We start from the raw sequence: 19968 nt of genomic DNA, 5'->3' as shown, positions 1-19968 counted from the left end.
GATATATAATAGATAATTTTTAAATTCATTTTTCCTAAGTTTTGACTAATTTTTGACTAATCACATTCATAAATAAATATATTAATATATATAATAGTATTTTTGGGGGATTCTATCAAGACATATATGACTACGTGAAGCAAAAGAATATAGTTAACGTATTCTAAGTGCTAAATACACTAAGAATACTGTTAATAAAGTTCAGATGGAGAAAATCATTCCTTATAAGCAAACTCCATCTGAACCTAAGAATCACTTGTCCAAACTGTTCTCCAGTATTTTTACTTATTAATCTAGAAAGCTCTGTTATTATTACTTCTCTTCTTTAATATAGCTAATCCATTCCTTTTTAAGTTCCCATAATGCTGCCTGCATAGTTCCTACATGCATAATTCCCGATTTCACCAGTTTATCATACTTAAACAAATTATCCCAACTTTTTTTTACTTTCAATTTCAAATTTGGATAAAAAGGTTTGGTAAATATATCTGACTCAATGGAAATATTTTGCTTTGCAAGCATACACTCATACTCTTTTCCATCTTCTTTACTGACAGATAAATATTTTAGATTTAAAATCTTGTTCCAATCTTCAATTTTAAAAAAAATAATTTTTTCGATAGGAACATTCAAACAAAGCAAATAATTGCCCGGATACCATCCAGCATAGTCTATTTCAGTAAATGTCCAAAATGGATACTCGGCATGTTCAGGCTTCTCTACAATATTCCGCGCTTTGCTTATATACCAATCGTATGCTTCCAAAAATATTTGGGAAACTTCCTGATACTTTTTTACAATATACTCTCTTTTTACATGACATATCTTTTGTTCCATCAATGATTTGACAACCACCGAACTCTGGGAAGTATACAGTATCACTTTATTATTTTTTGCACCCATTCTCTTTTCACCTCCCAGATTGTGCCCTGCTTTAAATCTGACAACGAATAGGAATTGTCAAATAATCTATCCCAGCTTTTAATTATCTCATTTTTAAGATGAGGATAAAAACTGCTGATATACGCATTTGAGCAATTTGATATTCCATAATTTTTAAGTTTTTTATCATATTCATCTTCATCTTTTTTATCCAGTGGAACATACCATAAGTTAACTACTCTATCCCATTTTTCAGCATCCATTACAATAATCAAATCCCGCTCTACTAAGAGCTCTAATATAACCGTGCCGGGTGTATGCTGAAGCATAAAATCGGGAGTTATTGAAACCCAGACAGGATATTTTACATCCTCAGGCTTTGGAACTATTTTGCTTGCTTCTCTGGTATACCATGAATACACTTCAAAATAGTACTTTGCACAATCTTCCAGTTTATTTTCTATATACTCCCTCTTTACAACATACCTTCCTTCGTTTTTCAAAATATCAAGAATCCTCTCATTTTGTCTAGTCCATATCCTCACTTTTTCTTTCATAAAATCACCCTTTTACGCATACAGAATCATCGGAAAATATTAAAGATATAAACAGGGATAAAGCTATCTTTAATTTGTACTATTTAAATCCCTTCTTTACAAGTAAATCAACGGCATTTTTACTTTCTTCTTCACTTACCAAAACTACAGGACCGGTACAGCCCATACCACTTTCTGAATATATACCTTCCTTCCAAAGTGTCTTACATGCATTTTCAAGTTCAAGTATATCAATTCCTGGAATAGCATAGGTTACTACTTTTTTAGGCGGTATTTCAACTTCTTCTTCAGTAACTGCACCCTTATCCTTTTCAAGTATTTTTCCTACTATTTCTTTCAGCCCTGCTGCATTGGCATTTTTATACTCAATATCAGCAAGCTGCACCAGATTATTTTTTGCAGAAAGTGCACAATATTTTAATGCCTCACAAATTAATGGAGCTCCAGATGCTCTAGACACTATATTAATTACCTTATCATAACCTTCTCCTACTCCCGGGCCGTACCCGTATCCAGTAGTTTCATAATTTCCCCCTGTTGTAAATGATGCAAATATCTTTATAAGTAAATTACCCGTTAAAGAATCGCAAACCATGACATCTGGTGTTCCTGCCAAAAGGTCATTCCCCCTCATAACTGAACCTCCATCGGCTCTTAAGGACTCACTAAAGGTAAACTTGTATCCCCGGCTTTGCAGTTTCTTAAGTGCTCTCTCGACACCTCTGGCTCCATCTACATTTAATATGCCAACCTTGGGATCTTTGATACCACAGGTTTTTGCAACAGCTATTCCATTTATAGTGTTTTTGATCATTCCCTCAACTCTATGGGTAGCTGTTGTTCCTGTAGTCGTGGCAAGTATCATTTCTTTTCCCAGACCCGGGGTAACCACTTTCCCAACTGTAGAAACTCCTATAGGAAAGTCAAAATGCTGAGTGACACATCCATCTATTACTTTATTATCCAGCAATTCCAGCATTTTTTTATGCCCTTCTTCAGCATCTGCAACTTCAACTGTATCAAAATTCCCTTCAGTTTTAGGTCCTATAAGAACTATATCAAAGTCACCATATTTGCTCTTGGCAAGTTCTGCAGCTTTACTCATCTCGCTAATACCATGTTCTGAACCAAATGTGGTCAATCCAATTTTAACTCTTTTTCCAAAACTTCCATTTATTATTCCATCTGCTATTTCATCAAACACTTCTGCAATCACCTTTTTAGTTTGATCCACTTTGCTCCCTCCTTTTAGTTAGTAATTTTCTATTTCCCAATACTTTATTGAGTTCACCTTTTGACATAAATCAGCATGTATTATTCTTCAATCATTTGTGCCGCAAATTTCTTCAATCCTTCAGCTATCATACTTTTAATCTCTTCTTTTGAAACTTCAGCACTTTTATCCTCAACACCATTATTTTTTTCAACCAAAATTGAAATTCCATCAAATAAATTAGTCATTCTACCTAAAAACAAGCTCCCTTTTCCTATTAACATAAAATTATTTAATTTTCCGGATTTTATATGTTCAATGCCATGTCCAATTATAGGTACCCCTGACGGTATGTGTCCCTGTGTCGGTGCATATCCCTGATATCCATGTTCCTTTACAAAGTTGGGCAGCTCTTTTCTATCCAGCTGTTTATTTTTTACTGCAAGAGCTCCTATCATCTTATAGTTTTGAGTTGGAACATCTCCTGCTCCTGCAGGTTCAGTTATATCAGGTATCTGAAGTTCCGGTGCAAACTTATCAACATCAGTAATCTTCAGTCCATTTTTAGTCAGTGGATCCAAAACCAGTGCTTCCAGCACCGCCTGTGGTGCGGCACCATGCGATATGCTGTGCCTTCCAATAACATCTGTCCTCAATACAGGGCTTACACCATCATTTTCCGATATCAGTATCGCAAAACCTCCCAGGCAATCTTCTAAAACCGGCAATCCCTTTTTAACATGGTCCTTACCATTCATTCCAAGCTTAGCAGTGGAACCGCCGGCAAACACAATAACATTTTTATAGACTCCCGATTTGACCAGTGCCGCCGCAGCAACGATTGAATGTGAAGGCCCAGCACAAAAACCTCTCATATCCACACCAGTAGCACCCTTAATTCCTGCAATCTCACCGCAGGCTTTGGCTATATTTCCACCACCTCTTTGATTCATGTCTCCAATAGCCTCTTCTGAGCATTCAATCATATACTCCACTTCATTCACATCTATCCCCGAATTTTCAATTAAATGCATTAGAGCAAGAACTCCTGATGCTTTAACTGACAAATTTTCAACCATTATATGTGAAGTCAAGTTTTTATCAAATTCATGTGCCCTTTTTACACATCCTACAAGCTTGTCATTTAAATATAAACCCTCAGCTATGTGAGCTTCTGTTAATTTCTCTATGTCAGTTATAGGAACCCCTTTTTTTAATTCATCTGCTTTCTTACTTAAAAACGGACGTGCCTTAAACTTTTCTCTAATTGTTTCAGTAAAATCTTCTTCCAGTAAGACAAGATCAAATACGTCACTCAACTTGAGCAGCCCGTAGAATTCATCTTCAGGCATTATTTCTCCAAACTTGCCAAACCTCGATGCACCATCAACTTTTTCATTGTACCAGGGCCTTTTTCTTTCACTTAACTCTTCTGGAGTCACGTTTCCTATATAAGTTTGATTTGGCGCATAACTGACTACATCTTCAAATGATCTTAAGTGATTAGGAACTTCTTTTAAATACTCCGACTCCGGATTTGTTTCTCTTTCTAACGTTTGAGTAGTGCCATTATGTATTACCATATCTGGTGTGTTCACTAATACATATGCAGCATTTTTGATTACTGGAAAACTCATTAAAAAAACCCTCCCTAATAATTTGAATTAATTTATACTGGAAAACAGCATACATCTCTGCATGCCATTTTCTAGTAATTAAATAATGATATGGACTATTTGTTGTATTTTGAATAACTGTCTCTGACAGTTTTTACCTCGCTGATAATTTCATCCACGTCAAGGACCATCTCCATCATACCACACTGTTCATCGTAAACAGCCGGATCAAACTCTGCCTTGACTTCCGGTTCTACTGCATGATATACACCAAGACCTAATGCTATCCCTGCAAGCGGCCCTGCAAATGTTGGATCCCCTGCACTTACTGTTTCTGCTGAAAGTCCTGATGCTTCTGCCTCTGCTCCTCCTAAAATTACAACTACATTTTCTACTCCATATTTTTCTGTCAAATCTTTTACTCTCTGTTGGATCTCCAGATCCATAGCTCCCGCAGCTGTTCAAACGAAACATTCTGTAGAGGCAAATACAACCTCTGCTCCGGCTGACTTTGCGCAGGCTTCAATAGCCTGGCCGGGTATGCCGTCCCTGTCTCCTATTGCAATTACCTTTTTTCCTTCCAATAAGCTCATTGTCTTTTCCTCCTTAATTACATTATATATTTACATTTTTTGTAATCATTGTCTCGATATTTGCTTTTGTGGCATCTTCCTTTATGACCTCTTCCAGCTTTTCTCCATCTTTATAGAGAACAATTGTGGGAAGGCCGAGTACTCTCTGGGAAATAGCCAGCCTTCTGGCCTTTGAAGTATTCAGTTTACAAAACTTCACCTGTTTGTCATATTTTTTTGATAGTTCTTCTACATCCGGCATTAATGCCTGGCAGGGTACGCAGCCATCTCCAAAGTAATCCACAAGCACATATCCCTTGGCTTCCAAAACTTCTTCTTTAAATGTATTTTTATCTAACATTAACATTTTAATATCACCCTCTATTCTTCAAAATTATTTTCTATATATTTCCCAGCCTGTACAGCTGCTATTGCTCCGTCTGCCGCAGCTGTAACTACCTGCCTCAGCGGTTTTTCCCTAATATCTCCGGCTGCAAATACTCCCTCAATATTGGTTTCCATCTTATCATTTGTTATAATATATCCCGCCTTGTTCATTTTAATTTTGTCCTTAAATAAACCATTAATAGGCAAATAGCCAACAAAAACAAATACTCCAAATGTGCCGTCGTCCTCGTCAGCAAAATACTCACTTGTTTCTCCAGTTTTCGTATTTTTAAATACAGCAGACTGCAGCAATCCATCACCTTTTAACTCTGTTATCACTGAATTCCACATTATTTCAATTTTGGGATTTTTAAAGGCTTTTTCCTGTATGGATTTTGCTGCCCTGAGTTCATCTCTTCTATGAACTATAGTGACCTTTCTGGCAAACCTCGTCAGATATATAGCTTCTTCAACAGCTGAATCACCACCTCCTACTACAAACACCTCTAAATCTTCGAAAAATTCTGCATCACAAGTTGCACAGTAAGATATACCTTTACCAATTAACTGGTTCTCCCCAGGACATCCAATATGCCTTGGAGTAGCTCCAGTTGCAATAATTACAGCTTTAGCCTGGTATTCTTCTTTAATTCCCTTTAGCTTTTTTATTTTTCCGCTAAAATCCACCTCTTTTATTTCATCTTTTTTTCTTTCTGCTCCAAAGCTCTCAACCTGCTCCTCCATTCTAGCAATCAGGCTGGGGCCGGTGGCCTTTTCTACTGAGCCCGGATAATTAGCTACTTCATCTGTAATTACAATCTGCCCACCCACTTTACTTCCTTCCAGTATCAAAGTTTTCATTCTAGCCCTTGCTGCATATAAAGCTGCAGAAAGTCCTGCAGGGCCAGAACCAATTATGACAATATCGTAGATATTATTCATGCTACACCTTCTTTTCTAATATTTCAGTAATATTTACCTACTATTGATGTAAATTACTTTTAATTCACTATTTTCAGATACTACTATTTCTTCTTTAAACTTTCTCTTGCCGAAGAGCCTTGTATATACTGTAGCACATGACGAGCATAATCAGCATGAATGGAAATGCAGCAGCAATAGAAGCTGTCTGAAGTGTCTTTATCGCAGCAGTGCCTCCTACTAGAACAAGCATTATTGTAACAGCTCCCTGGGCAATTCCCCAAAAACCGCATAATTTTTTACTTGGATTCAGGTCTCCTCCCGATGTCAACATACTCAGTACATAGGTCGCTGAATTAGCAGCTCCTGCAAAGGACGCGATGATCAGGATAATTGCCAACGGCGCAGTGATGAAATAGAGCGGCATATGCTGCAATGTTGCAAATAAGGCAGTCGAGATATTGGATTTAACAGCTAACTGGATGGCACCGTGTGACAATGCATCTAGATTAAACGCAGCTCCACCATAGATTGCAAGCCATATAAAGCAGAAACCAGAAGGCAGGAAGACTGATGCAAGTATGAATTCCCGAATAGTACGTCCTTTGGAAACACGTGCTATAAACTGACCTACAAATGCTGCCCAAGCAATATACCAAGCTCTGTAGAATACTGGCCAAGCTTTAGTCCATTCAATATTGCCCATCCACAGACTCTGTCCGACAAAGTTTTGAATATAATCACCCATAGTTTGAGTAAAAATATTTAGTATAAATACCATTCCGCCAAACAGGAAAATAAATACCATAAATCCAATTGAAAGCCATACCTTCACATTAGCAACAGCCTGCATAGCCTTATGCAGTCCGGATACGGTAGCCGCTGTGAATATCACTGTCATGATTGCGATAACAACAGCAGTCATACCAGGTGTCGCTTTAATTCCCCAGATATATTCTACTCCTGTGGCAATCTGATCAGCTCCTAGTCCCAAACTGGTCGCTACTCCAAACATCGTAGCAAATACCGCTATTATGTCGATGGCTTTACCTATAGGTCCGTGAATGCGCTCACCAAGTATTGGATAAAAAGCTGAGCTGATTAAGCATGGAAGGCCTTTGCGATACTGAAAATAGGCCAGAGCTAAACCACAAATCGCATAAATAACCCATACATGAATACCAAAATCATTAAATACAATTCGCATGGCATCATGCATAGCTTGCGGAGTCCCTGGTTGCCCCACAGGTGGTGACATATAATGAGTTATCGGTTCAGCAATCGCCCAGAAAACCATCCCTATGCCCATTCCTCCCCCAAATAGCATAGTAAACCACTGGAAGTTTGTAAATTCCGGTTTTTCATCATCCAACCCTAGTTTGATATTGCCAAAACGACTGAGAGCAATAACAAATAGAACTATTGTAAAGATAAACGCCGACATGAGATATAGCCAACCAAAATTAGTAGTTAGAAATGATAACACACCATTGGCTCCTTTGGCCATTTGAGAAGGCAGGATTATACTAAATGCTACAAATATCAGAGCTATGCCTGCAGAAACATATAAAACCGATCGATCTGTTGTTTTTTGTTCACTTGACATAATTAATTTTCCCCCTTGACAAAACCAATCCAAATAGGTCTCATCTACTTTAACAAGACCTATTCAGTTAACTGATTCAGATTTTTACTTTAAAGACAGTCGGTTCTTTAATGTCTGTCGCTAAAGCATCCAGTGCCACTCCTACCCTGTGATATCTAAGCTTCCACTGCTGCTCTTTTGAATCTGCCGGATTTCCAAGTGGATATGGTATAGATATAGTTGGCACTATTCTGTTTGAGCCAACCGTAGTTGCAACCGGAATCAGATTGCACATTTGAACTATGGGGAAACCTGCTCTTTCAATTTCTTTTACCATCGTTGCACCGCAACGTGTACAAGTTCCTCAGGTGGAGGTTAATATAACTCCATCTACTTTAGCTTCTTTTAAGTACTCCACAATTTCTTTGGCCATTCTGGCAGCCTCGCCCTGTGTCGTACCTGTTCCTACAGTTGAATAAAAATATTCATGAAGTTTTCCTATTTTTCCTTCTTTTTCATATGCCCTCAAAGCATCCAGAGGAACTATGACATTTGGATCTGCATTAGCTGCAGCCGGGTCAAAACCTGCATGTATTGTTTTAAATACTCCTGCTTCCAGCCTATCCATTTTGGAATAGTCATACCTTCCCCACCTTGTAGCAGATGCAGATTGAATTCTGTCAGGATTGTCTACTGGAACTATTCCTCCTGAAGTCACTACTGCTATATTAGCTTTACTTAGGTCTTTTATAGCAGAAGCTATAGGTACCATATCTTTTTTAGGAATAGGAAGTTCAGTTTGAAATTTCTCACCATTAAGTTTGTCAATCAGCATTTTTACAACTCTTTTAGCTGCAGGTTCCTTGGATTCGAGCCATACCTGGTGTCTTTTACCTCTTCCGTAATAGCCCTCTGCATCAGCCCATAAAAGTTCTTCACCGTTTAATATTTTGTTTCCAAAATCAGCCATAATTTTCATGTCACGTCTCATTCTTCCTGCATTATTTCCACCCTTGAATATATATACATCTTTTTTAAACATCTCTACTCCAGGATTCTCAACGTGCATGGAGGTGATCGCAGGAACGTTAAACTTTTCTTTGACAGCTTTGCAAATAACTCCGCAGGCATTTCCATATCTTCCTGCCTGAAAAGCGGGGCCTGCAAAAAAGATATCAAATTCTTTTCCCTCGAGAAAGCCCAATATTCTGCCTACAGCTTCTTTTTCATTGGAGCCCATAAAGTTATCACCGCATATTATGGTATGGGTAACTTCGGCATCTTTAAGATATTTATTTAATGCCATAGCCGGTCCAACCAGGCCTTCTCTTATTTCAGGTTCAAAATCAGCTTTATCCTCTCCGCCTATTTGTCCAAAGAATTGATTTATATATAAAATTGCTTTTTTCATATTGTTCCACCTCCCTAAAACTCTTTCATTGTTTTTGGCGACCATCCACAAATCTGATCTCCGCAGAACATAGCATTGTTTTCCATAATTATCGAACCATCTTTTCTCACAGAAGGTCCCAGTATCTCATCATTTGCCCAGCCACCAGACAATCCATCTCTGCTAAGGGACTCAAGCTCACCAATTACCGTTCTCATAGGAGGAAGTTCTATTAATTCAGATACGTTTCCCGTAGAAACTATGGCATTGGCTTTCTCGTCAAGGGTAACCAGAGGCTGTGATTCTCCATCTCGACCTGTACACTCATTTGTAATTCCTACAGTTTTGATTCCGGCATTTTCCAGTGCCACAATACATGCAATAAAATCAGCATCAGGGTTACCATAGCCTTCCTCAGCAACTATGGCACCTTCTGCACCCAAAGACTCTGCCATTTGAGCCACAAACAATGCCGCTCGGTTTTTCTGTTCCAAAGCAACATTCAAATTTGACATTATAACACCCAGGAAATTTATTGTTTTGCCATGCTCTGAATATAACTCTTTGATAGTAGGATTGTTTTGAAAATCATAAGTTGCCCATTTTGACGAACAGGGCATAAAGCTTCCCGAAATCATTGCACCATCTAGAATTTCATTTGGATGCATGAATGTGGGAACAATGTGATTTGTGTCCCAGCCATAAACAAGATCATTGTATCCCATCTCCTCCATCTGCGATTGAGGCTGCATAACAAATACAACACCTGGAAGTTTTTGAAGGTCTTCAGATCTCCTTGTAATAGGATCCAATTCGAAAGTTTCAACATCTTCAGGCTCTAAATCCTTAACACAGCTTCCTATATATTCCGCTAGTTTATGTCCTGCCCACCTTAAAGCCTTATTTTTCTTCTGCTGTTCATTTTTCTCAAAACCTTCGTCTGTATCCCCAACAAGAACAATGTTTTTAATCTGTGAAAAATAAGTGTACTTGGCTCCTTCACCACTCATATCAATTAAACCATCCTGAAATCCACCCCAGTGTTTTCCAACCACAAGCAAGCTGCAGTCCTTAAGCGCATGCGTGCAACCGTTTCCAACCGGAGCTACATCTCCAGTTACCCCAGGAAATAATGTAGTCCCATCAACCTTAACCCTGCATTCAATAGCTTCTTTTACAGGAACAAGGCGAACTTCATCCCCAGGCTTCACAATTAAAAGATCTGCCTCTGTAATGTGTTCGTCTTCCAGTACATAATCTAAGGCTTCTTTTTTGTTAATTGTCAAAATACCATCTTTATAATTTGTTGATTCGCCAAAAAAAATGTCCTTTACATGGAAGTTTCCAATTTCAAGTTTCATTATTCTACCTCCTCTATTAAAATTATTAAAATTGTCTAAACAATTTTACTTGTATAAATTTTAACATATCATGTTTGATTTATCAATCATGATTGATAAATAATCATGATTGAAAGTTATAGAAATATCAAATTGGTTTTATCATAAATTTCAATAAAGCTGAAAATGATTACAATATCTACATTTTAACCTATACATCTATAAAAATTTAAAATACATCTTATAACATTGAGTAATACACTTGCACTATGTTATAATAGGTTGTATGAATCAAACATTTTTGGAGGGCAAAATGAACAAAAAAGATATAAAAAAGTATAGAAACATGAGTTATTTTATTGATGCTGCTGCACGTATTATTGATGAGGAGGGAATTGAATTTGTTACCATAAGGAAGGTTTCAGATTTGGCGGGATACAATAGTGCTACCCTTTACCACTACTTTAAAAACCTGGATGAACTTATATTATTTGCTTCAATAAAACATCTTAAAGAATATACCTTAAACTTAGAAAAATATATAGAATCAGCAAAGGGCAGTATAGAAATATACTATAAAATATGGGAATGTTTTTGTAAATACTCTTTTTTAAACCCTCAAATATATAACAATATTTTTTTTGGAAAACACAACGACTCCATACCGCATATAATTCAAGAATATTATTCCATTTTTCCTGAGGAACTGAGTGGAAATTCGAAAGAACTCCTGCCAATGCTTTTGGGCAGTGATTTATATACAAGAAATTTAGTATTATTATCAAAAATTCAGTCAGATGGCTATCTAAATGAGTCAGATTTAGATGACGTTAATGAAATGACAATACTGCTATATCATGGGATGCTGATAAAAGTTTTAAATTCAGAAAACCAACTAAAAATAGAAGATATATTACCAAAAACCCTTAGATATATTAAACAGATCTTAAACTCTTTTATAATAAAGAAAGAAAACTAAAACTCTATGTTCAAATTAATTACAATTTCCTATGTGCCAAAAATATCTCCAAACAGAATATTTTTGGCACATACATTCTTCTATTATTCAATTTTTTCTTCATACATATGGAGTCCAAAAATCCACAAATACCGGCATATCATTTGCAAAAAAACTTTTTACGTATTTTTAGTCTTTATCTTTTTTATTTAATTTAATATTTTATCAGAATTTATCATCTTTTTTTATTTCATATACGTTGCCACAATTAAAACATTTAAATTTGCAGAATACAGGCCTGTAGTTTCCTCCACTTATCCTTATTGAATTTCCCTGTGTCAAAGCAACAGCTGTTTTTTCTCTTGCACTATCTATTATATTTTGAAAAGTCTGTCTGGACACATGCATTCTTTCAGCACATTCTTCTTGATTTAATTTTTCAATATCTTTCAGTCTCATTGCTTCAAGTTCCTCAACTTTTATTACTATATCTTTTATTTAGCATTTTTTCTACCTGCTGGTATAAAATAAGTATATTCTGGTAACTTTTCCATTCTTTTATAAAGGAGTGTAAACCATAATAAATAATTTCGATAAAATGAACGCTTTAGAATTTGAAAAAAACTTCAAGAAATTAAAGAAAAGAGAAAATTTGTATTAAATATTGTACTCATTAATTTAGAGAGCCATAAAAAATATCCTTACTCCTACAAGAGCTAAAGCAGCTGCAAGGCTTCTAATTATTGTCACTCCATGAATTTTTTGTGAAATTCTAGCGCCTAATTGTGCTCCGAATAATACACCAATTGATAACGCAACAGTTTGAATTACGCCAGATTGAAGTGCTCCGTCTACTATATGAACTATCGTTCCTGATAGTGACATCGCTGCCAGGACAAAATGTGATGTGGCGGTTGCAATATGAACCGGATAATTTAATACGTTAATAAGTATTGGAACATGTATTATTCCACCTCCTATTCCTAAAAAACTAGATATAAGGCCTACAAAAACACTTAAAATAATCCCAACAATAGGATTATATGAAAATGTATGTTTTACTCCTTCAATATCTATTACTGTTCTTGTAACATATCCCTTCTTAACTACTATATTGCTTTTCATTGCTTCCTTTTTCGTTCTCACCATTAAGAACACTGACACAATAACCAATATCACACCAAATATTCCATTGAAAATGCGCCTTTGTACATATGATGTTATAATTGATCCTATTATTGATCCCGGAAGCGCTGCAATTGCAAACATTATCCCGGATTTATAATCTATACGTTTCATCCTAGAGTAAGCAAAAGAACCAGATAATGCATTAAAAAATACAACTGCCAAAGAAATGCTAGTTATAGTATCTGGGCTTTTGTCAGGATACAACAACAACAATATAGGTACAAGTATGAAACCTCCACCAGCACCAATTAAAGTTCCAAATGCTCCAACGAGGAATCCCAGAGGAGTTAGCCATAAGAATTGTATCAATTTAAAAAACCCTTCTTTCTGCCATAATTATTAAGACCTATTATTTGAAATATAAGAATGTACCCCTAGAAATTCGGACACTAAAATAACCAAAGACTCATTATAATATTTCAACAGCTTTTTTTGCCAGTGAATCAGCTAGATCATTATACTTATCTTCGCCTGAATGAGCCTTGATTTTCTTAAATTTTATCTCTATCCTTTTCATATATTTTTGCATAAAATCCCTGTAGTCCTTAGTAAGAATCTTATTGGCCTTCCACTCGCCTGTGGCCCAACATTCAATGCCCTTGTAATCATATGCAATAACTACACTTGTAAAATCATTTGCCAATGCCAGTTCAACAGCTTTCAAAGCTCCCCTTATCTCACCAAATACATTTCTACTTTCAATCATATCGCTGATTCTAAATGCTCCCAGATCCTTAAAGAGTACAGCATCATTTTTTACCATAACCACGCCATACCCAGCTATCTTCTTACTATCATTATAGGAACCATCCACATACGCATAGAGAACATCTTCTTCACATGTATTTCGAGGTAAATCAGCCCTATCCTGATTTAAAAATTTAAGTGCAGAATCATAATCCTTAAATTTCTTGTATACAGCTCCGGAAAAACCTTTGATCTGTATTTCACAATCTTCCCAATTATCAAATATACCCGTATTTTTTCCCTGTTTTACGGCATAAAAATTTGGCATTCAACAGATACCTCCTTTTCTCTTGCTTGTGTAAATTCATGAAACCATTATATCATATATTTTAATTGCATCTAAATGCATACTATTTAACAATAAAAAAACTCAGAAACAGAAATTATTTGATAAAATCAATAAGTTCCATAGGCCTTCCAATAAGAGCCTTTGCTCCATTTTTTAACAGTTCATCAGCTTTTCTAAATCCCCAGGTAATACCTATGGCATACATACCAGCACCATTAGCTGTTTTCATATCCACACCTGAATCCCCAAGATAAAGATAGCTCGGAGGTGAAATCTTTGAAAGTCTGGATATCTCCAGTGCTGCAGAAGGATCCGGCTTCTTAGGAATACCTGCCCGTGAACCGAGAACATAGTTAAATTTTTTCATTCCGAAAAATTTGTCAATTATTATCTTTGTAAAATTATCAGGTTTATTTGAAAGTACCGACATGTTAATTTTCAAAAAATAAAGCTCGTCCAATAGTTCGTTTATTCCGCTGTACGGTTTTGTCAGTTCATGCCACCTTTTATTATATTCATCTATAAATTCTGCCAAGCACAGTTTCACCATTTCATCATTTGAATTATTTTCTGGCAGAGCCCTCAATACCAATTTCTCAATACCATTTCCAACAAAATATTTATATTTTTCCACGTCATGTACAGGAAATCCATGCTTAATCAATACAGTATTCATTGAATTAGCCATATCATCAAGTGTATTTAAAAGCGTACCATCAAGATCAAAGATAACTCCAGAATAACTCATAATCAGCTCTCCTTTTATTTACATTTTGCTCATAATCACCAGTCACTGCCATGTGTAAGATTCTCTCAGCATTTTAATTTCTCTTGCATAACCCGGCAGTTCATTGGGAGTTTCTAAAAAGAATGGAAGATGGCACAACCTTGGGTGATTTATAATTCTTACAATGGCCTCTTTCCCGATAAAACCCTGCCCAATTTTCTCATGGCGATCCTTATGACTTGAAAATGAGTTTTTACTGTCATTTAAATGTATTGCCTTGAGTTTATCCAATCCGATTATTCTGTCAAATTCATCTATAATACCATCCAAATTATTTACAACGTCATATCCCGCATCGTAGACATGGCAGGTATCAAGACATACACCCATTTTATCAGAAAGTGCAACTCTATCTAATATACACTTTAATTCTTCAAAACTCCTCCCAATTTCTGTGCCCTTTCCTGCCATTGTTTCAAGTAGAACAGTGGTAGTCTGCTCAGGTATCAATATGGAATTAAGCATATCTACAATGTACTTTATTCCAACCTGAACCCCCTGCTTCACATGACTCCCTGGGTGAAAATTATATAGATTATGGGGCAAATACTCCATTCTTTTCAAATCATCCTTCATAGTTTCAGATGCAAATTCCCTAGTTTTTTCATTTGCAGAACAAGCATTTAAAGTGTAAGGTGCATGAGCCATAACCACAGAGATTTTATTCTCCTGCATAATTTTTAAAAGTTCATTTATATCTTCAGGATCAATTTTTTTAGCCTTTCCTCCCCTTGGATTGCGGGTAAAAAATTGAAATGTATTGGCCCCTATCTCAAGTGCTGTTTTTCCCATTGCTTCATAACCCTTGGCAGCTGATAAATGACAACCTATATTCAACATAATTACTACCTCCATTAAAGTGCTGCATTTACATTTTCTATTTTTAGAAGTTTCTTTTTTAAATCCAATCCTCCGGCATAACCTGTTAAATCTCCATTGGAACCTATAACACGGTGGCAGGGAATAAAAATTGGAATAGGATTCCTGTTATTTGCCATTCCCACCGCCCTGCAAGCTTTTTCATTACCTATATACGTAGCTATTTCCTTGTAGCTGCGAGTTTCACCATAGGGAATTTCCTCAAGTGCCTTCCACACTTTTTTTTGAAATTCCGTACCTGTAGGTGCCAGGGGCAGATCAAACAATTTCCTATTCCCATTAAAATACTCCTCAAGCTCCAGATATGCTTTTTTCAACAGAGGTGTTTCTTTAACAATATCATATTTTTCGCTAAAACTATTTTCAAAATACAGATTTGTAATGGCCTTTTTATTTTCGGCAATTCCTATTCTGCCTATTGCAATATCATAATAAAATATATTACTCATATTTTTTCTCCATTTTAATAAATTTGCGTTTTTTCTAAACACAGTATATCACAAATCTGTATTTTTTCATAAATTCAAATTTAATTATTGATCTATTTTACAGTTAAATGTTTTTCAAGAGGTTTCACATGGATGTTGCTTCTGTATTCTGTTTCAGTCCAATTGATATGCTCGGCAATGAAAGCTTCCGGATTCAATGTAACGCCTTCAAGCATAAACTCCTTAAATTTTTCATATCCTGCTCTGTCTATCAAATGGCCTCCGTGAATATAAACAGGCTTTCCACCAAGTACCCATTCTGAAAACCTGGGCCAATTCGACATTATTGCCAGTACACTTTCTTCAGTCAGCCAGTTTGCAAACATCTTTCCCATCCTTGGATACTGTTTCCCTGTCCTCCCACCGAGAATTATCTTATAAAAGTCCTTATCCGGCCTGCGCCATGCCCCTGTTGGACATGCAATGACACATTCCCCGCACCCTACACAACAGCATGTATCCTTGTCTATTTTACCTCTGTCGTTAAGTGACAGTACCCGGGTCGCAGCTTTTTCACATTTTCTCATACAGGCTCCGCAGCCAATACACCTGTCCATATCGTAAATGGGCTTGGTGCATCCTATTATGCCAAAATCCTGAAAATGTGCTTTACCGCAATCATTAGGACATCCTGATACTGATATCTTGATATGATATGGATTGGGATAAATTATCTTCTCCAGTTTCTGCGCCAGTTTCTGGGTATTGACATTGGCTTTGATACAATGTGTTTCCCCAATACAAGCCATTATATTTCTAGGTGCAATATAAGGGTAACCTTTGCCGGTTTCTATATTCACACCGCACATTTCATGTTCTATTGCATCTAAATAAGGCTGTATAAATCTGTTTACAGCAGGAACATCTTTTGCCTTTATTCCCGGAGCATTTAGAGTCTGCCTCACTCCCAAATGAAAATAACCATTCCCCCAGGTTTTACATACATGTTGAATGACATCCAACCATTTTGAGTCTATAAGTCCACCAGGCACACGCAATTGAAGCATAAACTCTCCAGGTACTTTTGACTGGCGAAAACAGTTATTCCTTAACTTATTTACATTACAATCTTCTACCACAATTCTTACCTCCTAATCAACGAGCTTTTTGCCTATCGTATAATTGAAAATAGGCCCATCCAAACACACATATGTTTCATCAATCCTACAATGTCCACATTTTCCAATGGCACAAGACATTTTTCTCTCAAAGGACATCCAAATTTTATCTTCCGGTATTCCATTTTTCAGCAGTTTTTTTCCAACAAACTTCATCATAACAGGAGGTCCCACTACCAGACATTCATAATTTCCAGCAAATTGTTGAAAAGGTATTTCCTCAATAAGATCAGTTACCATCCCCTTGTTCCAGTCTTTATAGTCTTCACCATCCAGAGTATAAAAAGTATGAAAGTATTTTTCAGCCTTCCATTTTTTCAATTCATCTGCAAACAAAACGCTCTGTGAATTTTTAAACCCGAGGATCAAGTAAACCTCTTCGGCATAATTCTGGTCATCATATAGAGCATTGATCAAGCTTTTAACTGGCGAAACTCCTGTTCCTCCGGCTATAATCACAACATTTTTATCTTTAAGACAACCTACAGGCCATCCATTGCCATAACATCCCCTGAGGAAAACATAATCTCCCTCTTTCAAATTGAAAAGTTCATCAGTTACCTTTCCAACTTTTCTGATAGTAAAATCCGCATAACTCTCTCCAAAACCACTTATGGAAATTGGAGCTTCTCCAAATTTAGGAATTGAGATCTGCATAAACTGTCCATGCTGAATGGGCATATGGTTTTCCACACGAAAAGTCCACTCGCTTTCTGTCTGGGGCAGTATTCTCAATATCTTATGTGCTTCCGGCCTAATTGGATTATTTAACATCATCAATTCCCTCCTCTTGCTTTATTTCTTCTATAGCCTTGGACAACTTGTTCAATGTTTCAGGATAGCTTATAAGTTCAGGGCATCTAGCTGAACATCTTCCACACCCTACACACATAGGTCCTGTATGAAATCTGGCACCATGCCCATATACCTTGTGTAGAATTTTATAGCGATATTTCTCAGAAGTTTTAGTCCTGAAGGAATGCCCGCCGGCTACCTTGTCAAATTCATCCAGCATACAGGAGGAACAAGTTCTTCTTCTCTCTCCCACCTGTTCATTTTGTGAATAAACTATATCCGTGGTTTCAAAGCACGTACAGGTACTGCAGGCAACCGTGCAAGAACCACAGGCAATACATCTGTCATCAAACTCATCCCACATTGGATGCTTCTTTAATTTATTTGCAATAACAATATTATCAATTACAGGATAGTTTATTTTGAGTTCATTTTCCTTGGGAAACTTAATCTTGTAGTCAGATAATTGGCAATTTTTAAAATATGCGTTAAAATCATCATCTACTACCTCAACATAGACATTCTCACCGAAGGATACTGCAATAGAGTGCATGTCAGTTATATTTGCACCTACACTGCAGCAAAAGCAGCCATCAAATTGATCTTTGCACTCCATCAATGCAAACTTTATTCTATCCCTTTTTCTCTTGTAAAAATAATCTTCTATATCACCATTTTTCAAATAGATCTGATCCTGAATTTTTATTGAATTTATATCACATGCCCTACCAAAGACCAAAATGTCCTTTTCACCCTTCATCTTACTCTCCCTGTATTCATCTTCTGTAAAATAAAACAAAGTCTGCGTGATTGGAGTGAGGACTTCCTTCATAGGATAGGTAGAACGCTCAGCATATTCTATTTCTTCATATCTATATACCGGCCTATATAAAATTAAATCCTGTTTTGCATATCTTCCTCCTCCGCGAACTCGTACCGGGGCATAGATAATATATTTTTGTTCCAATTCAGTAAATAATTCATCCATGCCCTCTGCTTTGAGCCGGTAAGTTTTTGAGGTTTTCATTTTAATTACATCCTTTCTTTAATATCTCGTGTAGCATATGCTACATGGATTGATTTTCTTTAACTAAATTATTTTATAAACATTACAAAACAGGTATTGGCCAATTCCCTATATGAAAATTATATTCCTTGCTATTTCTTTTGTAAAATGCTAAACTTATTATAATTTCATATCTTTTTATCTATGTATTTTTGTACAAAAAGGGAGGAACATCTATGACAATAAGAGATCTGGAAATTTTTGTTGCCGTAGCAGAAAATGGGAAAATAGGATCGGCTGCAAAAAAACTTTATATATCTCAGCCCACTGTCAGCCACGTTATCTCCCAAATTGAGAAAGAATATCATGTAAAACTATTCGATAGGCTTTCTAGAAAATTATATATTACGGAAGTGGGAAAAGAATTTTTAAACTACGCAAGACATATCCTTGCAAATTTTCACGCAATGGAGAATTATCTACATCACGCTTCCGAACAAATATGTCTTCATATAGGTGCCTCACTTACTGTTGGGAGCTTTTTTCTAGGTGATATCATCTCCAAATTTGAAGAAAAATATCCTAAAATTCGTATTCGTGTATACATAGACAACTCTAAAAACATAATACAAAAGATCTTTGACGGAACTCTTGATATAGCTGTAATAGAGGGATTTGTAAATTCAAAAGACATTATAGCCGACGAGGTTTACCAAGATGAAATGGTTTTGATCTGCGGCAAAAATCACCCCTTTGCTTCAAAAAAATCCATTCATCTATCCGATTTGAAAAATAGAGACTGCGTATTGCGTGAAGAAGGTTCCGGTACCAGAGATTTTCTGATTAACCTAACAGAAGGCAGGGGAATACCCATTATAAAAAAATGGGTTTGCCATAGTTCAGATTCCATAATCAACATAGTAGCCGCTGGACAGGGTGTATCAGTTTTATCCAAGAGTCTATTAATTCATCAAGATAATGTAGTACAGATTCCCATAGAGGATCTTTCACTATATAGGAGTTTTAAAATAATTTATCATAAAGATAAATACATTTCTTCTGCCCTTAAAAAATTGATTGCGGAAATAAAAAAGTTATTCAATTCTGCTTCTTCAAAAAACAATGAATTCAATCAGTAAAATATTTGTTGAGCCATTTTCAAAAGTCAATCAAGAAGATCATTTTTTTCCATTGACAGAAATATAAATATTGTATATACTGTGTATATATTAATATATACAGTATATATG

At 36.2% G+C, this 19968-nt stretch carries 20 protein-coding genes and 1 pseudogene; 2 read left to right on the top strand and 19 right to left on the bottom strand.

The genetic code is table 11. The features are described from left to right. Positions 1-312: 312 nt before the first annotated feature. The 10 genes from J5G60_RS07570 to J5G60_RS07525 all read right to left on the bottom strand — a co-directional run bounded on the left by J5G60_RS07570 (position 313) and on the right by J5G60_RS07525 (position 10484). Positions 313-903, bottom strand: coding sequence for a DUF3841 domain-containing protein (locus J5G60_RS07570; RefSeq protein WP_150355779.1), 591 nt, complete (start codon positions 901-903; stop codon positions 313-315). Continuing rightward, positions 879-1439, bottom strand: a complete 561-nt coding sequence (locus tag J5G60_RS07565) for a DUF3841 domain-containing protein (RefSeq protein ID WP_150355780.1) — start codon at positions 1437-1439, stop codon at positions 879-881. The genes J5G60_RS07570 and J5G60_RS07565 overlap by 25 nt, the downstream gene beginning before the upstream one ends. 79 nt (positions 1440-1518) lie before the next feature. Next, complete coding sequence (gene grdD / locus J5G60_RS07560; RefSeq protein WP_150355781.1) at positions 1519-2673, bottom strand: glycine/sarcosine/betaine reductase complex component C subunit alpha; 1155 nt, start codon at positions 2671-2673, stop codon at positions 1519-1521. A gap of 80 nt (positions 2674-2753) precedes the next feature. Then, complete coding sequence (gene grdC, locus J5G60_RS07555) at positions 2754-4289, bottom strand: glycine/sarcosine/betaine reductase complex component C subunit beta (RefSeq protein ID WP_150355782.1); 1536 nt, start codon at positions 4287-4289, stop codon at positions 2754-2756. Between the two features lie 95 nt (positions 4290-4384). Further along, complete coding sequence (gene grdA, locus J5G60_RS07550; RefSeq protein ID WP_150355783.1) at positions 4385-4861, bottom strand: glycine/sarcosine/betaine reductase complex selenoprotein A; 477 nt, start codon at positions 4859-4861, stop codon at positions 4385-4387. Positions 4862-4883: 22 nt separating this feature from the next. Next, positions 4884-5207: a thioredoxin TrxA gene (gene trxA / locus J5G60_RS07545; protein ID WP_150355784.1), complete on the bottom strand. Its 324-nt coding sequence runs from the start codon at positions 5205-5207 to the stop codon at positions 4884-4886. Positions 5208-5221: 14 nt separating this feature from the next. After that, positions 5222-6169 (bottom strand): thioredoxin-disulfide reductase, encoded by a 948-nt coding sequence (trxB, locus tag J5G60_RS07540; protein WP_150355785.1) that lies wholly within the window; start codon positions 6167-6169, stop codon positions 5222-5224. Between the two features lie 94 nt (positions 6170-6263). Continuing rightward, positions 6264-7754, bottom strand: coding sequence for a glycine betaine uptake BCCT transporter (locus J5G60_RS07535; protein ID WP_150355786.1), 1491 nt, complete (start codon positions 7752-7754; stop codon positions 6264-6266). A gap of 76 nt (positions 7755-7830) precedes the next feature. Beyond that, entirely contained in the window at positions 7831-9144 is a 1314-nt protein-coding gene (gene grdH / locus J5G60_RS07530) for a betaine reductase selenoprotein B (RefSeq protein ID WP_150355787.1), read from the bottom strand. 14 nt (positions 9145-9158) lie between these two features. Beyond that, a complete protein-coding gene (locus tag J5G60_RS07525) occupies positions 9159-10484 on the bottom strand; it encodes a glycine/sarcosine/betaine reductase component B subunit (protein WP_150355788.1) in 1326 nt (441 codons plus the stop codon). Positions 10485-10776: 292 nt separating this feature from the next. Between J5G60_RS07525 and J5G60_RS07520 the strand changes: the two genes are divergently transcribed. Further along, positions 10777-11442, top strand: a complete 666-nt coding sequence (locus J5G60_RS07520) for a TetR/AcrR family transcriptional regulator (protein ID WP_150355789.1) — start codon at positions 10777-10779, stop codon at positions 11440-11442. A 216-nt stretch (positions 11443-11658) separates the two neighbouring features. Here J5G60_RS07520 and J5G60_RS07515 read toward each other — a convergent pair. The 9 genes and pseudogenes from J5G60_RS07515 to asrA all read right to left on the bottom strand — a co-directional run. Further along, positions 11659-11975: pseudogene (locus J5G60_RS07515) on the bottom strand (DUF134 domain-containing protein); the annotation flags it as partial. 124 nt (positions 11976-12099) lie between these two features. Further along, entirely contained in the window at positions 12100-12918 is an 819-nt protein-coding gene (locus J5G60_RS07510; protein ID WP_150355790.1) for a sulfite exporter TauE/SafE family protein, read from the bottom strand. Positions 12919-13018: 100 nt separating this feature from the next. Beyond that, the gene (locus J5G60_RS07505) at positions 13019-13624 is read right to left on the bottom strand and encodes a ribonuclease H1 domain-containing protein (protein ID WP_150355791.1); all 606 of its coding nucleotides are present in this window, start codon (positions 13622-13624) and stop codon (positions 13019-13021) included. A gap of 115 nt (positions 13625-13739) precedes the next feature. Beyond that, a complete protein-coding gene (locus J5G60_RS07500; protein ID WP_150355792.1) occupies positions 13740-14393 on the bottom strand; it encodes an HAD family hydrolase in 654 nt (217 codons plus the stop codon). Positions 14394-14435: 42 nt separating this feature from the next. Further along, complete coding sequence (locus J5G60_RS07495) at positions 14436-15272, bottom strand: deoxyribonuclease IV (RefSeq protein WP_150355793.1); 837 nt, start codon at positions 15270-15272, stop codon at positions 14436-14438. 14 nt (positions 15273-15286) lie between these two features. Then, the gene (locus tag J5G60_RS07490; protein WP_150355794.1) at positions 15287-15760 is read right to left on the bottom strand and encodes a methylated-DNA--[protein]-cysteine S-methyltransferase; all 474 of its coding nucleotides are present in this window, start codon (positions 15758-15760) and stop codon (positions 15287-15289) included. Between the two features lie 92 nt (positions 15761-15852). Beyond that, a complete protein-coding gene (asrC, locus tag J5G60_RS07485) occupies positions 15853-16878 on the bottom strand; it encodes a sulfite reductase subunit C (protein ID WP_150355795.1) in 1026 nt (341 codons plus the stop codon). 12 nt (positions 16879-16890) lie between these two features. Then, entirely contained in the window at positions 16891-17691 is an 801-nt protein-coding gene (gene asrB, locus J5G60_RS07480; RefSeq protein WP_150355840.1) for an anaerobic sulfite reductase subunit AsrB, read from the bottom strand. Further along, on the bottom strand, positions 17681-18739 hold the full coding sequence (gene asrA, locus J5G60_RS07475; protein ID WP_150355796.1) for an anaerobic sulfite reductase subunit AsrA: 1059 nt from the start codon (positions 18737-18739) through the stop codon (positions 17681-17683). Before asrA ends, asrB begins: the two co-directional genes overlap by 11 nt. A gap of 215 nt (positions 18740-18954) precedes the next feature. Between asrA and J5G60_RS07470 the strand changes: the two genes are divergently transcribed. Continuing rightward, positions 18955-19857, top strand: a complete 903-nt coding sequence (locus tag J5G60_RS07470) for a LysR family transcriptional regulator (protein WP_150355797.1) — start codon at positions 18955-18957, stop codon at positions 19855-19857. The last annotated feature ends 111 nt before the right edge of the window (positions 19858-19968 follow it).

This window comes from Clostridium sp. HV4-5-A1G (assembly GCF_900184915.1).
Lineage (GTDB): Bacteria > Bacillota > Clostridia > Clostridiales > Clostridiaceae > Clostridium_B > Clostridium_B aromativorans.
This window is presented reverse-complemented; position numbering and strand designations above follow the sequence as displayed.